General features: G+C 68.7%; 20 protein-coding genes. 3 read left to right on the top strand and 17 right to left on the bottom strand.

The annotated features are described in order from the left end of the window. The first annotated feature begins 58 nt into the window (after positions 1-58). Together AB4070_RS15360 and AB4070_RS15355 are read left to right on the top strand one after the other, a co-directional pair. Positions 59-1,657, top strand: a complete 1,599-nt coding sequence (locus tag AB4070_RS15360; protein WP_441980856.1) for a sensor histidine kinase — start codon at positions 59-61, stop codon at positions 1,655-1,657. Next, positions 1,654-2,808 carry a hypothetical protein gene (locus AB4070_RS15355; RefSeq protein WP_441980855.1) on the top strand — a complete coding sequence of 385 codons (1,155 nt, stop codon included), beginning with the start codon at positions 1,654-1,656 and terminating at the stop codon, positions 2,806-2,808. The genes AB4070_RS15360 and AB4070_RS15355 overlap by 4 nt, the downstream gene beginning before the upstream one ends. On the opposite strand, the gene csrA is transcribed toward AB4070_RS15355, so the two are convergent. From csrA to AB4070_RS15280, 15 genes are all read right to left on the bottom strand, one after another. Continuing rightward, positions 2,809-3,060, bottom strand: coding sequence for a carbon storage regulator CsrA (csrA, locus tag AB4070_RS15350; RefSeq protein ID WP_441980854.1), 252 nt, complete (start codon positions 3,058-3,060; stop codon positions 2,809-2,811). It abuts the gene before it with no gap. 4 nt (positions 3,061-3,064) lie between these two features. After that, the gene (locus tag AB4070_RS15345; RefSeq protein ID WP_441980853.1) at positions 3,065-5,125 is read right to left on the bottom strand and encodes a flagellar biosynthesis protein FlhA; all 2,061 of its coding nucleotides are present in this window, start codon (positions 5,123-5,125) and stop codon (positions 3,065-3,067) included. Next, the gene (locus tag AB4070_RS15340) at positions 5,122-6,213 is read right to left on the bottom strand and encodes an EscU/YscU/HrcU family type III secretion system export apparatus switch protein (RefSeq protein ID WP_441980852.1); all 1,092 of its coding nucleotides are present in this window, start codon (positions 6,211-6,213) and stop codon (positions 5,122-5,124) included. Before AB4070_RS15340 ends, AB4070_RS15345 begins: the two co-directional genes overlap by 4 nt. Beyond that, positions 6,210-6,971, bottom strand: a complete 762-nt coding sequence (locus tag AB4070_RS15335; RefSeq protein WP_441980851.1) for a flagellar biosynthetic protein FliR — start codon at positions 6,969-6,971, stop codon at positions 6,210-6,212. The genes AB4070_RS15340 and AB4070_RS15335 overlap by 4 nt, the downstream gene beginning before the upstream one ends. A gap of 4 nt (positions 6,972-6,975) precedes the next feature. Next, complete coding sequence (fliQ, locus tag AB4070_RS15330; RefSeq protein WP_017828226.1) at positions 6,976-7,248, bottom strand: flagellar biosynthesis protein FliQ; 273 nt, start codon at positions 7,246-7,248, stop codon at positions 6,976-6,978. Then, positions 7,245-8,060: a flagellar type III secretion system pore protein FliP gene (gene fliP, locus AB4070_RS15325; protein ID WP_441980850.1), complete on the bottom strand. Its 816-nt coding sequence runs from the start codon at positions 8,058-8,060 to the stop codon at positions 7,245-7,247. The genes fliQ and fliP overlap by 4 nt, the downstream gene beginning before the upstream one ends. Further along, positions 8,057-8,521, bottom strand: coding sequence for a FliO/MopB family protein (locus AB4070_RS15320; RefSeq protein WP_441980849.1), 465 nt, complete (start codon positions 8,519-8,521; stop codon positions 8,057-8,059). Before AB4070_RS15320 ends, fliP begins: the two co-directional genes overlap by 4 nt. A 32-nt stretch (positions 8,522-8,553) precedes the next feature. Then, positions 8,554-9,213 (bottom strand): flagellar motor switch protein FliN, encoded by a 660-nt coding sequence (fliN, locus tag AB4070_RS15315; RefSeq protein WP_441980848.1) that lies wholly within the window; start codon positions 9,211-9,213, stop codon positions 8,554-8,556. After that, entirely contained in the window at positions 9,210-10,142 is a 933-nt protein-coding gene (locus AB4070_RS15310; protein WP_441980847.1) for a flagellar motor switch protein FliM, read from the bottom strand. The genes fliN and AB4070_RS15310 overlap by 4 nt, the downstream gene beginning before the upstream one ends. Before the next feature lie 49 nt (positions 10,143-10,191). Next, positions 10,192-11,001: a flagellar motor protein MotB gene (locus tag AB4070_RS15305; protein ID WP_441980846.1), complete on the bottom strand. Its 810-nt coding sequence runs from the start codon at positions 10,999-11,001 to the stop codon at positions 10,192-10,194. After that, the gene (locus tag AB4070_RS15300) at positions 10,998-11,807 is read right to left on the bottom strand and encodes a motility protein A (RefSeq protein ID WP_441980845.1); all 810 of its coding nucleotides are present in this window, start codon (positions 11,805-11,807) and stop codon (positions 10,998-11,000) included. The genes AB4070_RS15305 and AB4070_RS15300 overlap by 4 nt, the downstream gene beginning before the upstream one ends. Then, positions 11,807-12,055, bottom strand: coding sequence for a flagellar FlbD family protein (locus tag AB4070_RS15295; RefSeq protein WP_441980844.1), 249 nt, complete (start codon positions 12,053-12,055; stop codon positions 11,807-11,809). The genes AB4070_RS15300 and AB4070_RS15295 overlap by 1 nt, the downstream gene beginning before the upstream one ends. Before the next feature lie 146 nt (positions 12,056-12,201). Next, positions 12,202-13,902 carry a long-chain-fatty-acid--CoA ligase gene (locus tag AB4070_RS15290; protein ID WP_441980843.1) on the bottom strand — a complete coding sequence of 567 codons (1,701 nt, stop codon included), beginning with the start codon at positions 13,900-13,902 and terminating at the stop codon, positions 12,202-12,204. Positions 13,903-13,945: 43 nt separating this feature from the next. Next, positions 13,946-14,344 (bottom strand): hypothetical protein, encoded by a 399-nt coding sequence (locus tag AB4070_RS15285; RefSeq protein WP_282847271.1) that lies wholly within the window; start codon positions 14,342-14,344, stop codon positions 13,946-13,948. A gap of 55 nt (positions 14,345-14,399) precedes the next feature. Next, positions 14,400-14,603 carry a hypothetical protein gene (locus tag AB4070_RS15280; protein ID WP_045263701.1) on the bottom strand — a complete coding sequence of 68 codons (204 nt, stop codon included), beginning with the start codon at positions 14,601-14,603 and terminating at the stop codon, positions 14,400-14,402. Between the two features lie 125 nt (positions 14,604-14,728). On the opposite strand from AB4070_RS15280, the gene AB4070_RS15275 reads away from it, so the two are divergent. Further along, complete coding sequence (locus AB4070_RS15275; protein ID WP_441980842.1) at positions 14,729-15,097, top strand: cupin domain-containing protein; 369 nt, start codon at positions 14,729-14,731, stop codon at positions 15,095-15,097. Between the two features lie 62 nt (positions 15,098-15,159). Here the strand turns inward: AB4070_RS15275 and AB4070_RS15270 are convergent, their stop codons facing one another. Both AB4070_RS15270 and AB4070_RS15265 read right to left on the bottom strand, forming a co-directional pair. After that, positions 15,160-16,320, bottom strand: a complete 1,161-nt coding sequence (locus AB4070_RS15270) for a flagellar hook protein FlgE (RefSeq protein ID WP_441980841.1) — start codon at positions 16,318-16,320, stop codon at positions 15,160-15,162. Between the two features lie 25 nt (positions 16,321-16,345). Beyond that, entirely contained in the window at positions 16,346-16,783 is a 438-nt protein-coding gene (locus AB4070_RS15265) for a flagellar hook assembly protein FlgD (protein ID WP_046747390.1), read from the bottom strand. Positions 16,784-16,788: the final 5 nt, after the last annotated feature.

The raw sequence follows: 16,788 nt of genomic DNA, 5'->3' as shown, positions 1-16,788 counted from the left end.
CGATCTTTGAGTAATCTTGCGGGAAAGCTGAGGATCGACCGGAGGGCGGGCGAAAAGCATGATCCGCACCGTCTCGATCTGGCGATGGCAGCTGGTGTTCATGGGCAGCATCGTCGCCATCGTGGTGATGATCACCGCCTTCAAGCCCCAGACCTTCGCCAACCCTCTCATCGTCACCGGGATCGCCCTCGTCGTCGTGACCACTCTGGTGACGCTGGCCGTGCCCTGGCATCGGCTCCCGCACAGCGCGGTGGCTGCCATCCCGCTCCTGGACGCGCTCGCCGTCGGCTTCACCACGAATGCGCCCGACATCCGCCTCGGCTTCCTCTGGGTCTTCCCCGTCGTCTGGCTGGCGACCTACTTCTCCCTGCCATGGGTGCTCGGAGGCATCGCCTTCATCAGCGGCACCCTGGTGGTCTTCGCGGATCAGAACGGCACCCCGGCGGACATCCTGCTGCGGCTGTTGACGCTCGTCATCACACTCGGGTTCCTCGGCGTCACGGTGCGCATCGGCGCTCAGCGCTCTCGTGCGGCGCGGCGACTTCTCCAACGACGGTCGGAGCAGGTCAACCGCGCGGCCGAGCGTGCCGAGGCCAACCAGCGTCGGGTCACGCAGATCGTCGACGCGCTGGGCGCCGCGCTCGTCGTCGTCACATCGTCCGGTCGCATCCTGCAGATGAACGACGCGTACAGGTCTCTATACGGGCGTGACCGCTTCGGCGCCGCGCTGCCCTCCGCGTCGGTCGAGTACGACGCGCGTCGTGGCAACGCCGTGCCGCAGACGCACACGACGCTGGCAAGGGCCGCACGCGGAGAGGCGCTGCAGTCCGAGCGGGTCTGGCTGTTCGACGGGGGCGGACAGTGGAAGGCGCTCGAGGTGAGCACACAGCCGATGGCCACGGCAGGAGAGGGGGAGGACATCACTCTCGTCGTGATCGATGATGTGACCGCGAAGCTCGAGGCCGAGGAGGAGCGCAGAGCGTTCACGGCGGTCGTCTCGCACGAGCTGCGCAACCCGCTCACCGCGATCATCGGCCACGTGGAGCTGCTGCGCGAACGCGAGGATCTCCCTGGCAGGGTGCCCGCTCAGCTCGAGATCATCGCGCACGCGGGCGATCGCATGCAGGAGCTCGTCGGGAGCATCCTGGAGCAGTCGAGCCACACGGCCCCGGAGCCGTTCGCCCCTGTCGACCTGCGCGAACTCGTCGAGGCGTCCGCCGCTTCGTACTCACCGCTCATCGCCGGCAGCAGACAGACCCTCACCGTGGAGGGGGAGCGCGGCCTCGTCGTCTCCGGTGATGCCTTCCGCCTGCGCCAGGTGCTGGACAACCTGCTCAGCAACGCCGTCAAATACACGCCAGCCGGAGGGATCATCACCGTGGACCTCTCGACAGGGCCGGATGGCTACGCGGAACTCGCTGTCTCCGACAACGGAACCGGGATGTCCCCCGAAGACCTCTCGCGGGTGTTCGAGCCCTACTTCCGTTCGGAGAGCGCGATGCGCGCCGGCATCGGCGGAACGGGGCTCGGGATGGGCATAGCCAGGGAGATCGTCGCCGCCCACGAGGGCACCATCGATGTGGTCAGCGAGGCCGGGACCGGAACCAGGGTCACGCTGCGGTTCCCGCATCGTCGAGTGAAGGAGAAGCACGCATGAGTCCGCTCGTTCCGGTGAGCGTCGACATCACCACCAGCATGGTGGCCGTCGTCACCGTGCTGACAGCGCTGGTCGTCGGGCTCGGAACGCTCGCCCGCCCGAGCCACGCGACGGTGATCTGGGCCGGAGCGTTCGGGCTCGGCATGCTCGGGGCCTACCTGTGGCTCGCCGGGCAGCAGACAGATGAGCAGATGCTGCGCGCGGCGTCCTCCGCGATGATGCTGTGCTTCGAGCCGCTGGTGTGGATCGGCCTGCGGCTGCACTTCGGTCGCCGCGCATCCTGGTGGGCGGTGATCCCCTTCCTGGTGGCCGCCCCCGTTCTTCTCGTGGCGACGGCGGGGACACCCTGGTATCTGCCCACGTTCCACGTCGTCTTCCTCGTCAGCGGGGTATTCGCCGGCATGGTCGCGTACGAGCTCCTGCGCGGACGGCCCGTGGCCAGGGACATCGTGCTGCCGCTGGCTCTCGCCTCGTGCGGATTCGTGGTCGTGGCGGTCGTGAGCGCCGCCTCCGCCCTCGTCGTGGGCGGTGCGGGAACCCAGGAGCAGCTGAGCGCGCTCCGCGGCATGAACGCCGTGGGAACCCTCGTGGTGAGCACCTGTGCGGCCTTCACCCTCGTCCTGCTGGTGCGCGTGGGGGAGAAGGCCGCTGCCGGTCGCAGCACCGACGGGGCGGATCGCGCCCGCAGACGTCTGCGCAAAGCCGAAGCGCAGAACGACCAGCCGTGGTCGGTCCTCGACATCCGACTCGACGATCCGGTCGACCTCCGCGAGGCATCGACCGGAGCCGCGTTCGCCCGCATCGTCGATCGTTTCCACGACGACATCGAAGACGCTCTGCCGGCATCGGCGGACGCCGATCGGATCGAGGACGGGCGGGCCGTCGTGATCATCCGTGGCAGCGACGAAGCGGTGCGCTATCACCTGCGCGGCATGCTCACCCGCATCGCCATGCTCGAGAAGGACGCCTCCGCGAGCGGTATCCGCTCCTCCGCCAGCATCGGCTGGGCGCCCGTGTCCGTCGTCGGCTACGACTACGACCTGCTGCGGGCAGCGGCGGACCGGGCAGCGGCCAGAGCCAGAGCGGCGGGCGGCGACCAGTGGAAGCGCGCCAACGCGGACGACCTGAGCGGCGTGCGGCCGGCGGGCTGACTACCGTGTGCGGGTCTCTCGTCCTCTCGCGAGGGCAGCGACGATCGCCCCTTCGGCGTCGTCGTCCGTCCCGGCGGCGGCCGACACGTTCTCTGCGACGACGGCCTCGATGATCTCGGTCCTCTGGATGCGCGTCTCGCGCGGCGCCTTCACGCCGATGCGTACGCTGTCGCCCTTGATCTCGAGCAGCGTGACCTCGATGTCGCCGTCGATGCGCACGCTCTCACCGATCCGCCTCGTCAACACCAGCATTCGTTCAGCCTAGTGCTGCGGGGACGACGCCGACCGCCGGTGCGGGGATGTCGTGCACGACGCCCACCGTCTCGATCGTGAGAGCTGCGGCAGTCGCCTCGTTGTACGACAGCACGGGGAGCCCGTCGGTCTGCGCGGAGACGAGCCGCCGCACGGCCGGTCGCAGCGAGGGCGCACACACGAGAACCGGCTCGCCGCCCTCCCGCACCGAGGAGACGGCGTGTTTCACGGACTCGATCACGGTCTCCATGCGCTGCGGGTCGAACACGATCTGACTGCCCTCGTCGCTCGAGCGCAGGCTCTCGAGCATGGCCTGCTCGAGCAGCGGGTTGATCATGACCACGCGCAGGGTTCCGGCATCGGCGAAGCGGGCGGCGATCGCGGGACCGAGGGCGGCGCGGGCGGCCTCGATCAGGCCCTCCGGCTCGGTGGACGCCCTGGCCCGCAACGCGAGGGCCTCGTAGATGCGGCTGAGGTCGTTGATGGGGACCCGCTCCGCCAGGAGGCCCTGCAGCACGCGCTGCACCTCTGCCAGCGAGAGCAGAGCGGGTGTGAGCTCCTCGACCGCCGCGGGAGAAACCTGCTTGAGCGCGTCGGTGAGCTGGCGCACGTCTTCGCGGCTGAGCAGCCGAGCGGCGTGGGCGTGGATGACGCTGGACAGATGCGTGATGATCACGCTCGCGCGGTCGATCACGGTGGCCCCGGCGAACTCCGCGCTGTGGCGCATCTCCATGGGGATCCACTTGCCCTCGAGGCCGAAGACCGGGTCGAGCGTCGCCGTGCCGGGAAGGCTGTCCAGCCCCTGTCCGAGCGCGAGCACCGACCCGACGGGTGCCGTCCCGCGACCGGTCTCGACCCCGGCGATCCGGATGACGTAGGTGGCCTGCGGCAGCTCGATGCTGTCGCGGGTGCGCACCGGTGGCGCGACCAGCCCCAGATCGAGGGCGATGCGGCGTCGGAGGGCTTTCACGCGCGCGAGGAGGTCGTCTGGACCCCCGGTGACCAGGTCGACGATGTCGGGGGCGAGCAGGATCTCGAGCGGATGCACACGCATCTTCTCGATGAGCTCCTCCGGCTGATCGGTCGGAACGATGGACGGGCTCTGCGTCGCTGCTGCCTCTTCACGTTTCTGCGTGGCCTTGATCCGCTGCGCGATCAGCAGCAGCGTCGCGCCGATCGCGACGAACGGGAGCATCGGCATGTGCGGGATGAGCGACATGATGATCGCCGCGCACCCGGCGATGATCAGAGCGTTGCGGGACTGGCCGAGCTGGGCGGACGCCGCCGTCCCCATCTCCGCCTCCGCCGTGGAGCGGGTCACGATCATGCCGGTGGAGACGGCCATCAGCAGGGCGGGGATCTGCGTGACCAGACCGTCGCCGATCGTCAGCAGGCTGTACGTGCTCACGGATTCGTCGATCGTCATCCCGTGCTGCACGATGCCGATCGCGATGCCGCCGACCAGATTGATGATGATGATGACGAGTCCAGCGATCGCATCGCCCTTCACGAACTTGGACGCACCGTCCATGGCTCCGTAGAAGTCGGCCTCTGCCGCCACCTCGGCGCGGCGCTCGCGGGCCTCCGCATCGGTGATGAGCCCGGCGTTCAGGTCGGCGTCGATGGCCATCTGCTTGCCGGGCATCGCGTCGAGCGTGAATCGTGCGCCGACCTCGGCCACGCGCTCCGCGCCCTTGGTGACGACGACGAACTGGATGACGACGAGGATGAGGAAGACGACCGCGCCGATGATGAGCGAGCCGCCGACCGCGATGGCGCCGAAGGCCTCGATCACCTGCCCCGCATACGCCTCACCGAGCACCAGACGGGTGGAGGCCACGTTGAGTCCCAGGCGGAACAGCGTCGCCACGAGCAGCAGCGAAGGGAACACCGAGAAGTCGAGCGGCTTCTTCACGAACATCGACGTGAGCAGGATCACGAGCGCGAACATGATGTTCAGGATGATGAGGATGTCGAGCAGGAACGGCGGCACCGGCACGACGAGGAGCATGATGATGCCCACGACGCCGATCGGCACTCCGAGCTTGGGAAGCAGCTGTCTCATGCGGTCCTCCGGTAGGGAAGGGAGTGGATGCCGCGGGCGGCTCCGCGGCGTCGCAGCGAGTCGACGAACACGAGCACGCGTGCCACGGCGTTGTACAGGTCTTCGGGGATCTCGTGCCCGAGCTCGCAGGCGGCGTGCAGAGCCCGGGCGAGGGTGATCTCTCGCACCAGTGGCACGCCGGCGCGCACGGCCTCGTCGCGGATGCGCTCCGCGATCACACCGCTGCCCTTCGCGACCACCTTGGGGGCGGCCCTGCCGGGTTCGTACCGCAGTGCCACCGCGATGTGGGTCGGATTGACCACCACCACATCGGAGCCGGCGACGGCCGCGATCATGCGGTTGCGGCTCACCGCGAGCTGCCGTGAACGTCGCTGCTGGCGGATGAGCGGATCGCCCTCGGAGTTCTTGCTCTCGTCGCGGATCTCGCGCTTGGTCATGCGCGTGTGCTTGCGGTTGCGCCGCATCACCACGAACATGTCGATCGCGGCGAGGGCGAGCCCCACGCCGATCGCGGTCTGCAGCAGAGCGGTCGTGCCTTCGCTCGCGGTGCCGAGCAGTCGGGTGACGGAGTGCGCCCCGCTCGCGGTCAGCACGGGCATCAGGCTCGCGATCACGAACCAGAGGGCGATGCCGATGGCCGCGGTCTTCATGAGGGCCTTGGCGCCCTCCCAGAGAGCCTGCATGCCGAACACGCGACGCACACCGTTGACGAGGTTGAACTGCTCGAAGCGGCCCGTCAGAGGGCGCAGGTGCACCCCGCCCTGGATGACCGCGCCGATCAGGGTGACGATCGCGACGGCCGTCAGCATCACGGTGAGCGTCGGGAGCACGGACGCCAGGCCACGGCCGAGCGCCGCGAGCGCGGCCTCCGGCGTCGGTGCCTCGACCAGCGAGTCGAGCGTGAGCAACTGCTCCGTCCCCGCCGACGCGCCGAGCGCGATCGCGGCGGGCATCGTGACGGCCGCCGCGCCGATGCCGAGCCAGGCCGTGAGGTCCTGGCTGCGCGACAGGCGTCCTTTCTTCCGCGCTTCGCTGAGGTGCTTGTCCGTCGCCTTCTCGCTGCGTTCGCCGCTGTCGGTCCCGCTCATCGGTGCACCCCCTGCATCATTCGCAGGGCGTTGGCGGCAAGGGCATCGACGATGCCGGGGAGCACGGCGTACACGGCTCCGGCGAGCAGCAGAGTCAACAGGATCTTCACCGGAAAGCCCATCGCGAACGCGTTCAGGGCAGGGGCGACACGGGTGATGAGACCGAGTCCGACATCGGCGAGGAACAGCACGAGCACGAGCGGTCCGGCGATCTGCACGGCTGCCAGCACGAGCTGGGTCACTCCGTCGACGAGCAGCTCAGCCGGCCCTGCGACCTGGAAGATGCCGTTGACGGGCACGGCCTCGAAGCTGCGGGCGAGCCCGGCCAGGATCAATTGGTACCCGCCCGAGGCGAAGAGCAGCGTGAGGGCGGTGATGTGGAACAGGCGGGTGAACTGCGCGCCGTTAACCATCGAGTGGGGATCGAACGCCTGCGCGAGCTGGAATCCGCCGAAGACGTCGATCAGGCTGCCCGCGGCCTGGAGCGCCGAGAAACACAGCAGGACCAGGAACCCCAGCAGGGCGCCCGTGACGAGCTGCAGGACGAGCGCGCCGAAGAACGGGCCGGTGTCGAGGTTCTCGTAGCCAGGGGCGACGGCTGTGCCGACGGCGAGGGAGAGCCCGATCGCGAGCATCGCCTTGACCCGTACCGGGATCGCCCCGTAGGAGAAAGGCGGGGCGATCATGATGAAGGCCGTGATGCGCACCGCGGTGAGCATCGTGGCCTCCAGCCACGCGAAATCGATGGGGATGTACACGCCGTCATCCACTCAACAGTGAGGGGATGCGGGCGAACATCTCGTTCGTGAAGGCGATCATCTCGGCGATCATCCAGTTGCCGGCGATCAGCAGTGCGATGCCGACGGCGACGATCTTCGGGACGAACGACAGCGTCACCTCCTGCACCTGGGTGATGGACTGCAGCAGCGAGATCGCGAAGCCGACGACGAGCGCCGTGACCAGGACGGGGGCGGCGAGCTTCGCCGCGATGATCAGTCCCTGCGTCCCGATGTCGATGACCGCCTCAGGGCTCATCCGACTCCTCCGTAACTCTCCAGGAGGGCTCTGATGATGAGCCCCCAGCCGTCGACGAGGATGAACAGCAGGATCTTGAACGGCAGCGAGATCATGACGGGCGGGAGCATCATCATGCCCATGGACATGAGGGCGGCGGCGACCACCAGGTCGATGACGAGGAACGGGATGAAGATGACGAAGCCGATGATGAACGCGGCCCGCAGCTCGGAGATCATGAACGCGGGGATGAGCGTGTACATCGGGACGCTCGAGGGGTCCTCCGGGTTGGGCTGGCCGGCCATCCGCGTCATGAGCGCGAGGTCTTCTTCGCGGGTGAAGCGGAGCATCCACTCCTGCAGGGGCAGCTGGCCCACATCGATGGCCTGTGTGAACGAGAGCGAGCCGTCGATGTAGGGCTGCACCGCGACCGTGTTGATCTCGGTGAGCACCGGCCACATGATGAACAGCGACAGGAAGAGGGAGAGCCCCGCCAGCACCTGGTTCGGGGGGATGGTCGGCAGCGACAGGGCGTTCCTGGTCATCGCCAGCACGACGAAGATCTTCGTGAACGATGACATCATCAGCAGCAGCGCGGGGGCGACCGAGAGCAGCGTGATGCCCAGCAGGGTCAGGATCGACCCCGACGGACCGCCGTCGACGCCGTTGATGTCGATCGTGACGCCCTCGCCCTGATCGTCCGGGGTCACCTGTGCGTGGGCGGCCGTGCCCGTGAGGAGGGTCAGGACCACGACGAGTGCGAGCGCCGCGGCGAGGATCAGCGCGATTCGTCGTAGCGCGCGCCGGTCGACGACCCCACGGGTGACGCTCATCGGGTGCGCCGGATGGCCTCGGCGGTCTGCCGCCACGTCTCGGGGGAGAGGATGGAGCCGCGCAGCGGATCGTTGCGGTGCCGCACACGGCGCTGCGGCGCCGAGGACACCGGCGAGATGTCCGACGATTCCGTCAGAGCCGCCGCGGCCAGGATCCGGTCGAACTCCGCGGCGTCGGACGCCGCTTCCGCGGTCGCCGGCGACCATGCCGAGCGGGGCGTCTCCTCCGACGTTTCGGTCCGCTTGACCGGCAGCCGATCGACGACGTTCACGCCGTGCTCCGTGACGCCGAGCACGTATCGGGCGTCCTCGGTCTGGATCACGACGATCTGCGCCTTCGGGCCGACCCCCTGGCGTCCGAGCACCGTGATGGCCTCGCCGTCACGTCGGCGGGCCTGGGTGCGCGCGACACGGCGCTGCAGGAACCACAGCACTCCGAGTACTGCGGCGAGCGAGAGCACGACCCGCAGGCCGAGCAGGAGGTCGTCCAGGGTCAGGCCTCGACGTTCTCGAGGATGCGGGTGATGCGCACCGCGTAGTCCTGGTCGACCACGACGACTTCGCCGTGCGCGATGACGCGGCCGTTGAGCTTGATGTCGGCGGGGGCGCCGGCGGAGCGGTCGAGCTCGACGATGCGTCCGGGTTCCAGGTCCAGCACGTCGCGAACCGCCATCCTGGTGCGGCCGATCTCGACGGTGAGCTCCATCTCGACGCCGGCGATGCGGTGCAGCCGGCGGGAGGGGTTCGTGGCTCCTGCCGGCGCGCGCGTGACGACGACGGCCAGGCGTCCGACCGTGTGGTCGGCGTCGTCCTGCAGGTCGAACAACTGCACAGCCGGGTCCGCGAAGAGGGCGGAGGCATCGCCGACGGAGGCATCGCCGAGAGCGCCGGAACCCAGTGCACTGGTCGCGGTCTCGAGGGCATCGCGCAACCGATCGGTGAGCGGTGTGCCGCCGAGTCCGTCGACCAGGATCTCCGGCTCGAAGAGCTGCACGGCGAGCTGGGCGCTGGCCTCGCCGACGAACTGCACGATCACGGCGTCTCCGGTATCGCCCGAGACCTGGGAGGCGCGTGCGACGAGCGGGGAGGGCGTCGGGAGCGATGCGGCGAAGGCGGCGGCGACGGCGGACTCGTAGGTGGTGGTGCTGCTCACGCGGACTCCTCGGCGGATGCGGGATCGGGGACGGTGGTGGTGACGACACAGGCCAGCCGCGCGCCCGCGCTGCCCACGGCAGCGGTCGCGACGGTCTGATCGCCGACGGTGAGGACCATCGGCCGGTCGGCGGAGTGCGGGAAGGCGATGACGTCGCCCACAGTGAGATCGAGCACCTCGCGCGGCAGCACGGTTCGGGGTGCGAGCCGCAGCGCCACCTCGACAGGTGCGACCTCGACCTGGCGGCGGATCCGGTCGGGTGCGGCGGTGCGCTCGAGGTCGGAGGGGCGCACGGTGAACCCGGCGAGCACGGAGGCGGGGAGCATCACGCTCGTCGGCACCGTGCGACCCGCCAGGCGCATCGAGAACCGCGCGACGATGACGGGTTCGCCGGCAGCCGCGACCTGTGCGAACTGCGAGCTGTACTGGATGCCGCTGAACGAGACGCCGACGGGGAGCAGACCGTCGAGCGCCCCGGTGAGGTGATCGATCGCGTCGACGATCAGCGAGCGGATCAGTGCCTGCTCGATCGGGGTGAAGGTACGGTCCTCCGAGGCGCTCGACGCCCGGCCGCCGACCATCTGCACGATCCACGCGGTCGCGGCCGAGGTGGGCAGCTGCACGATGAGGCGCTCCTCGGAGTCGGGGAGCGCGCACACGATCATGGTGGTCGTGGTGGGGAGGGACTGGGCGTATTCGCCGTAGGTCATCATCCCGACGTGCTCGACCGCGATCGTGGCCCGCACGTGGATCTTCGCCGACAGCTGCGCCGACCACTGCCGTGAGAACGTCTCGAAGGCGAGTTCCAGGGCGCGGGTGTGCTCGCGGGAGAGGGTCGCGGAACGGCCGAAGTCGTACACCTCGACTTCGGGGGCCTTCGCCGTCGTCCCCGCGCGCACTTCGGAGCGCACGCTGTTATCGATCACCACGAACCGGACTATCGGGCGGTGATCGGCGTGCGTTAGGAAGAGAGGGTGGTCAGGAGGCCGGCTTCCCCGCCTGGGCCTGGGGGATGAGGGCTCGCACCTCCTCGTTCGCATCGGACAGGATCACGATGTCGACTCTGCGGTTCTGGGCCAGTGCCTCCGGTGCATCTCCGGCGGCGACAGGGCGCGTGTCACCGAAGCCGACCGACTTGAGATGGGCGGGGGGAAGACCCGAGGCCTCCACGAGGTGCCGCAGCACCTGGGTCGAGCGGCCGGCGGAGAGCTCCCAGTTCGTCGGGTACGGGGCGACCGAACCGCGCACGTCGGCGTGGCCCTCGACCGAGATCTCGTTGGTCGTGGTGACCAGTACGGAGCCGAGCGCATCGAGGACCAGGAGCGCCTTGTCGCTGAGCGTCGTGCTGTTCGTGTCGAAGAACGTCTCCGCGCTCACCAGGCCGATCGTGAGGCCGCGCTCGTCGATCGTGAAGGTGACATCGGCCTCGAGACCGTTGTCGGCGAGCACCTGGCGCAGACGCTCGCGAAGCGCGGAGAGCTCGTTGAACTCGGTCTGGGCGGCGGCGAGAGCGACGTCGGCGAAGTCCTCGCCCTTCTCGTCGACCAGCTCCGGGGGCACGACCACGCCCGTCGTGGCGTCGATCTCGTCCGACGGCTCCTGCCCGAATCCGGTCGCGAGAGAGGCGCTGAGAGCCTCGAACTTCTCCTGGTCGACGGTCGACATCGCGAACAGCACGATGAACATGCACATCAGCACGGTCACCATGTCCATGTAGGACGCCATCCACCGCTCGTCCGGACCGCTGTGCTCCTCCTGCGGCACGCGGCGACGGGCACGGACGCTCATGACGCCTGCTCCGTCTCCTCGGCTGCTGAGGTGCGGGCCTTCCGGCCGGATCGGGCAGAGGGACGCTCGGCCACGAGCGCTCGCAGACGCTCGTTCACGAACTGGGGCGGAGCGCCGGCCTGGACCGCGAGCATGCCCTCCATGAGGACGGTCATGCGCTCGACTTCGAGCTCGCCGAGCCGCTGCAGGCGACCGCCGATGGGCAGCCAGATGAAGTTGGCCGAGAGCAGACCCCACAGCGTCGCCACGAATGCTGTCGCGATCATCGGACCGAGGGTGTCCGGCTTGTCGAGCTTCTCGAGCACGTGCGTGAGGGAGACGACGGTGCCGATGATGCCGACCGTTGGCGCGAAGCCGCCGAGCGTCATGTAGAAGCGTGAGGCGGTGCGGTTGCGGGCGGCGGTCGAGGTGAGCTCGTCCTCCAGCAGCGTGCGCAGGTCTTCCGCATCCGTGCCGTCGGCGATGCTCTGCAGCGCCTGGCGCAGGAACGGGTCCTTCTCGTCCTCGAGTCCCTGCTCGAGGGCGAGGAGCCCTTCGGCGCGCGCCTTCTCGGCGTAGCCGACCACCGTGTCGATCATGCTCGACGCGGTGCGGCGCTCACCGCGGAAGGCGCGGGGGAGCGATTTGACCGCATGCAGCGCATCGCGCACAGTGCCGCTCGCGATGCCGACGGCGATCGTGGCTCCGAAGACCAGCACCATCGGGGCGGGGATCAGCAGCGATCCGATGGTTGCGCCCTCGAGGTTGATCATGGCGATCAGGGCGCCGAACGCGAGGACCAGTCCGAGGACGAGAGACGGATCCATCAGAGACCGACCTCAGAAGCGGAAGTCGCGGAATCGGTTCCCGCTGCGGTGATCAGGGCGGCGGCGGTGGCCAGCACGCCGGCACGGAACCGGGTGATCTGCGCGATCACGTCATCCATCGTCTCGGTGACGACGAAGGTCGCACCGTCGACCATGATGAGCGTCGTGTCCGGCGTCGCCTGGACACGTTCGATCAGGTCGGGGTTCACCGCGAACCGCGAACGGTTCAGGCGCGTGAGGACGATCATGGGCTCCATCCTGGAAAGATCCGTCCGCGTTCCGGGGAGCACGGACCCGACGGCCCGTCCTGGGCTGTCGGAGGTGACTGTCGGCCGGACGGCGTTGCGCGTTAGGCGGGCTCGCCGTCGGTGATCGACGCCAGGATGAGGCGGACTCAGCGGTCGGCGAGCAGTGCGTCGCGCACCTGACGACGCAGCACCTTGCCGATGAGGGAGCGGGGGAGGTCGTCGACGGCGGTGATGCGGCGCGGCACCTTGTACGGGGTGAGCCGGGTGCGGCAGAAGTCACGCAGGGCATCGACATCGAGAGTCGCGCCGTCGCGGAGCACCACGGCGGCGGCGACCTCTTCTCCGCCATGGGGACGCGGAAGGCCCACGACCGCAGCGGCGATGACATCGGGGTGGGCGACGAGCACGTCTTCGACCTCGCTCGGTGACACGTTGAACCCGCCGGTGATGATGAGCTCCTTGAGGCGGTCGACGATGGTCACGAAGCCGTCGGGCGAGACCTGGGCGATGTCGCCCGACCGCAGCCAGCCGTCTGCCAGCAAGGCATCTGCCGACTCTCCCGGACGCCGCCAGTATCCCTGGAACACCTGCGGGCCGCGGATCAGCAGTTCACCGGGTTCGCCGGCCGGCACATCGACATCGGAGTCCGCCGGGTCGACGACTCGGATCTCCGTGCTCGGGAAGGGCACGCCGACCGTTCCGGGGCGTCGGGTGGGACCCATCGGGTTGCCGAGCGCGACCGGCGAGCTCTCGGTCATTCCGTAGCCCTCGACGAGCAGGCCGCCGGTCGCCTCCTCCCAGCGCTTCACCGTCGCGACCGGGAGGCTCATCGCTCCGGAGATGGCGAAGCGCACGGTCGAGAGGTCGATGGTCCCTCGGGCGGCCGCGCGGGCGAGAGCGTCGTAGATCGGCGGCACGGCCGGAAGGAACGTGGGTGGCGTCGTCCGTGCCGCAGCCGTGACCAGGCCCAGATCGAACGCGGGGAACAGGACCAGCCGCGCTCCGATGCTCATCGCGAAGGTCAGGCACAGGGTCATGCCGTACGCGTGGAACAGCGGCAGCACACCGTAGAAGGTCTCCTCGCCGTCGACGAGTCCGGGCACCCACGCCCGCCCCTGCATCGCATTGGCTCGGAGGTTGGAGTGGGTGAGGATCGCTCCCTTGGGGACGCCCGTCGTGCCGCTGGTGTACTGCAGGAGCGCGGTGTCGTCCAGGGTCGGCCCCGGCACTCGGCGCGAGATGCGTCGGTGCGTGGCGAGCTGCTTCCACGCGATCAGGTGCCGCGCTTTCGGGGTGCCGGTGAGCTTCGCGCGGGCCTCGCGGGCCTTGGGCAGAGGCAGACGGAGGGCGAGGCGCTTCGACAGCGGCATCGCCTCGGTGATGTCGACGCTCACGATGTGCTCGACCCTGACGTCGGAGGGGAAACCCGCGATCGTGTCGGCGGACTTGTCCCACACGACGGCGACCCGCGCGCCGTGATCTTCGAACTGGTGGCGAAGCTCGCGTGCGGTGTACAGCGGGTTGTGCTCGACCACGATCGCCCCGAGCCGGAGGATCGCGTAGAACGCCACGACGTGCTGCGGGGAGTTGGGCAGTACCAGAGCCACCCTGTCACCGGCGCCGACCCCGAGCCGCCGCAATCCTTCGGCGGCCCGTTCGACCTGCTCGCCAAGGTCGCGGTACGTCGTGACGGCACCGAAGAAGTCCAGCGCCGGTCGTCGGGCGAACGCCTTGACACTCGCCGCGAGCATCTCGGGCAGCGTCTGCGATGGTTCCTCGATCTCGGCGGGGACGCCTTCCGCATAGGAATCGAGCCAGGGACGTGCAGCGAGCGGTGATGCGGACATGTCTTCCATCCTGCCCGCGAACACTGTGTGCGGACTCCGTACCTCAGCCGACGAACAGCAGGACGACGGACAGGACGACAGCACAGCCTCCGACCGCGGCCAGAGTGATCCCGAGCACCTGGAAGGCATGGAGCAGCGGTCGTCGGGGCTCGAATCGCATCAGGCCAGGGTGACGCGCGCTGATGAACGCGTCGACCTCCTCGCGTCCGCGCCAATGGATGGACTCGTCGGAGCGGAGCGGTCGTTCCCGGAAATCACCGGCCGCGAACCAGCGGGCGCGTGCCCGGCCGTCCTGCTCCTCGACGATGACGACCTCCTGAGGCAGCCAGGAGCCGTCATGCATCTTCACCAGGAGCACGATGACGAGCAGGGGCAGGCCGATGCCGAGCCCGATCCAGGACAAGACCTCGGCGATGGTGCCGAATGCGTCGAGGGCGTTCATCACCGGCTCCGTTCTCCCGGATACGACAGTACCGGGGGAGCGCGGGGTGCTCGGATCAGCTGGGACCGGGCGGAAGCTTGTCCACGCCGTGACGATTCGGCTTGCCGGGTTCGGCCGCGGTCTCCGGAGAGGCGTGGGCGGAGCTCGTCGGCGCCTCGGAGGTCGGATAGCTCGGCTCTTCGATCTCGATGGCCTTGTCGCGCTCCTCGAGAGGGGGGAGGTGATCGAGCGGTTGCTTGATGTCGTCTGGATGTGCCATGCCCCGAGGATCGACCCGTCCGGCGGCGAGCTCCAGGGGGTTGTGCGTCCGTGATCTCTGTGGAAGGGTGCCTCGGCGACTCAGGCTCGTCTCGTTCACGCCGTTCGCGCCCCTAGGCTGACGACGTGAACGAGAATCCCGACGCCCGCAATGTGCATGCCGCGCTGGCGACCATCACCGAGCATTGGCAGCCGCACCGGCTGACGAGCATCAACGACTACGACGTCAAGGTCGTCAAGCTGCTCGGAGAGTTCGTCTGGCACACGCACCCCGATACGGACGAGCTCTTCATGGTCGTGCAGGGGGAGCTGACGATCCAGCTGCGCGACCGCGATGTCGTGCTCGGACCGAATGACGTGTTCGTCGTGCCGAAGGGCGTGGAGCACTGCCCGCGAGCCGACGAAGAGGTGCACGCCATCCTCTTCGAGCCGAAGGGGACCGTCAATACGGGGGACGCCGGCGGGGAGATGACCTCGGAGCTCCGCGAACTCTGACGCGTGCGGTGGGTGGCGTCGACCGCCGCCCACCGCACGAGACCGCGCAGAGCTCCGATGACTCAGCGCTTGAGGTTCGTCAGCTCCTGCAGCACCTCGTCGCTCGTGGTGATGATGCGGGCGTTCGCCTGGAAGCCGCGCTGCGCGACGATCAGGTTGGTGAACTCCTGCGACAGGTCGACGTTGGACATCTCGAGCGCGCCGCTGATGATGCCGCCGAGACCGTCGGAGCCCGCCTGTCCGAGCGTCGGCTCACCGGAGTTCCCGCTCGGGCGGTACTGCGACGAGCCCGCCTTCTCGAGTCCACCGGGGTTGACGAATCCGGCCAGCGCGACGCGGGCGAGCACCTCGGTGTCGCCATTGCTGAACGTGCCGACGAGGCTGCCGTCGTTCATCAGCGCGTACGAGCTCAGGGTGCCGGCCGGCTTGCCGTTCTGCTCCTTGATCGCGACATCGCTGACATCCGCGAACCCGGTCACCGCTGACAGATCGACGGTGACGCCGCCGGAGACGATCGACGACGCGCCGGGCTGCTTGCCGTCCGTGAACGTGAGAGCGGTGTTCGTGCCGCCGGGTTCGGTGACGTTCCAGCCGGTGGCCGTGCGGGTGAAGGTGAGGCGCAGCGAGGTGGCCGTACCCTCGGCGTCGTAGGTCTTGATGTCGCGCACCAGCTGCTCGCCGACGGCGGCACCCGAGGGCAGGTTTCCGGTGACACGGGCCGTGGTGGTCGCCGCGGCGGGGCTGAGTGCGCCGACCGGGAGCCGGATGTCGCCGATGCCCTGACCGGGGACGATGACGCCGTTCTGTGCCGTCCAGCCCTGGACCAGCGCGCCGTCGGCCGAGACCAGCTTGCCGCTCGCGTCGAACGAGAACCCGCCGTTGCGGGTGTACAGCGTCTCGCCGCCGGAGCGGACGACGAAGAATCCGTCGCCCGCGATCATGAGGTTGGTCGGCACGCCCGTGGGCTGCGGTGCCCCGGAGGCGAAGTTGGTGCTGATACCAGCGACCTGCACGCCGAGGCCGACCTGCGCGGGGTTCTGACCGCCGGCGGCCTGCTGCGGCATCATCGAGTTGCGCACGAGCTGGGAGAGCGAGTCCTGGAACTGCACGGCCGAGGCTTTGAAGCCGGTCGTGTTGACGTTGGCGATGTTGTTGCCCGTGACGTCGAGCATGGTCTGGTGGGAACGCAGACCCGAGATTCCGGCGAACAGAGAGCGGAGCATGGTGATGCCTTTCTGGATGGACTGGTCAGGACTGCGGACGGGGAGCGACGGAGACGCCGGAGACGGCGTCGAGGGGGATGGAGGCCTCGCCGATGGTGACCAGCGGCACGGCACCGGCATAGGACACCGACGTGACGATGCCCTTCTGGGTGACGCCCTTCTCATCGACGTACTGCGCCTCGTGACCGATCAGTGCTGCGGCGGTCTGACGCATGCTGAGGGCGAAGCTCTCGGTCGAGGTCGCCGTGAGGGCGGTCAGCTGCTCCATGGAAGCCAACTGCGTGGTCTGCGAGATCATCTCGTTGGTGTTCATGGGCGAGCTGGGATCCTGGTTGGTCAGCTGCGTCACCAGGAGCTTCAGGAAGACCTCGGAGTCGAGCGTCTTCTTGCGCTCGGACGCAGGTGTGGTGCTGCCGGTCTGCACTCCCGAGGGTGGGATGGTGCCGGAGATCGGTTCGACCATGGTCG

Source organism: Microbacterium sp. 2RAF4 (assembly GCF_052115285.1).
In the GTDB taxonomy this organism is placed as follows: domain Bacteria; phylum Actinomycetota; class Actinomycetes; order Actinomycetales; family Microbacteriaceae; genus Microbacterium; species Microbacterium oxydans.
The sequence above is the reverse complement of the archived record's forward strand: the minus strand, read 5'-3'. Positions and strand labels throughout refer to the sequence as shown.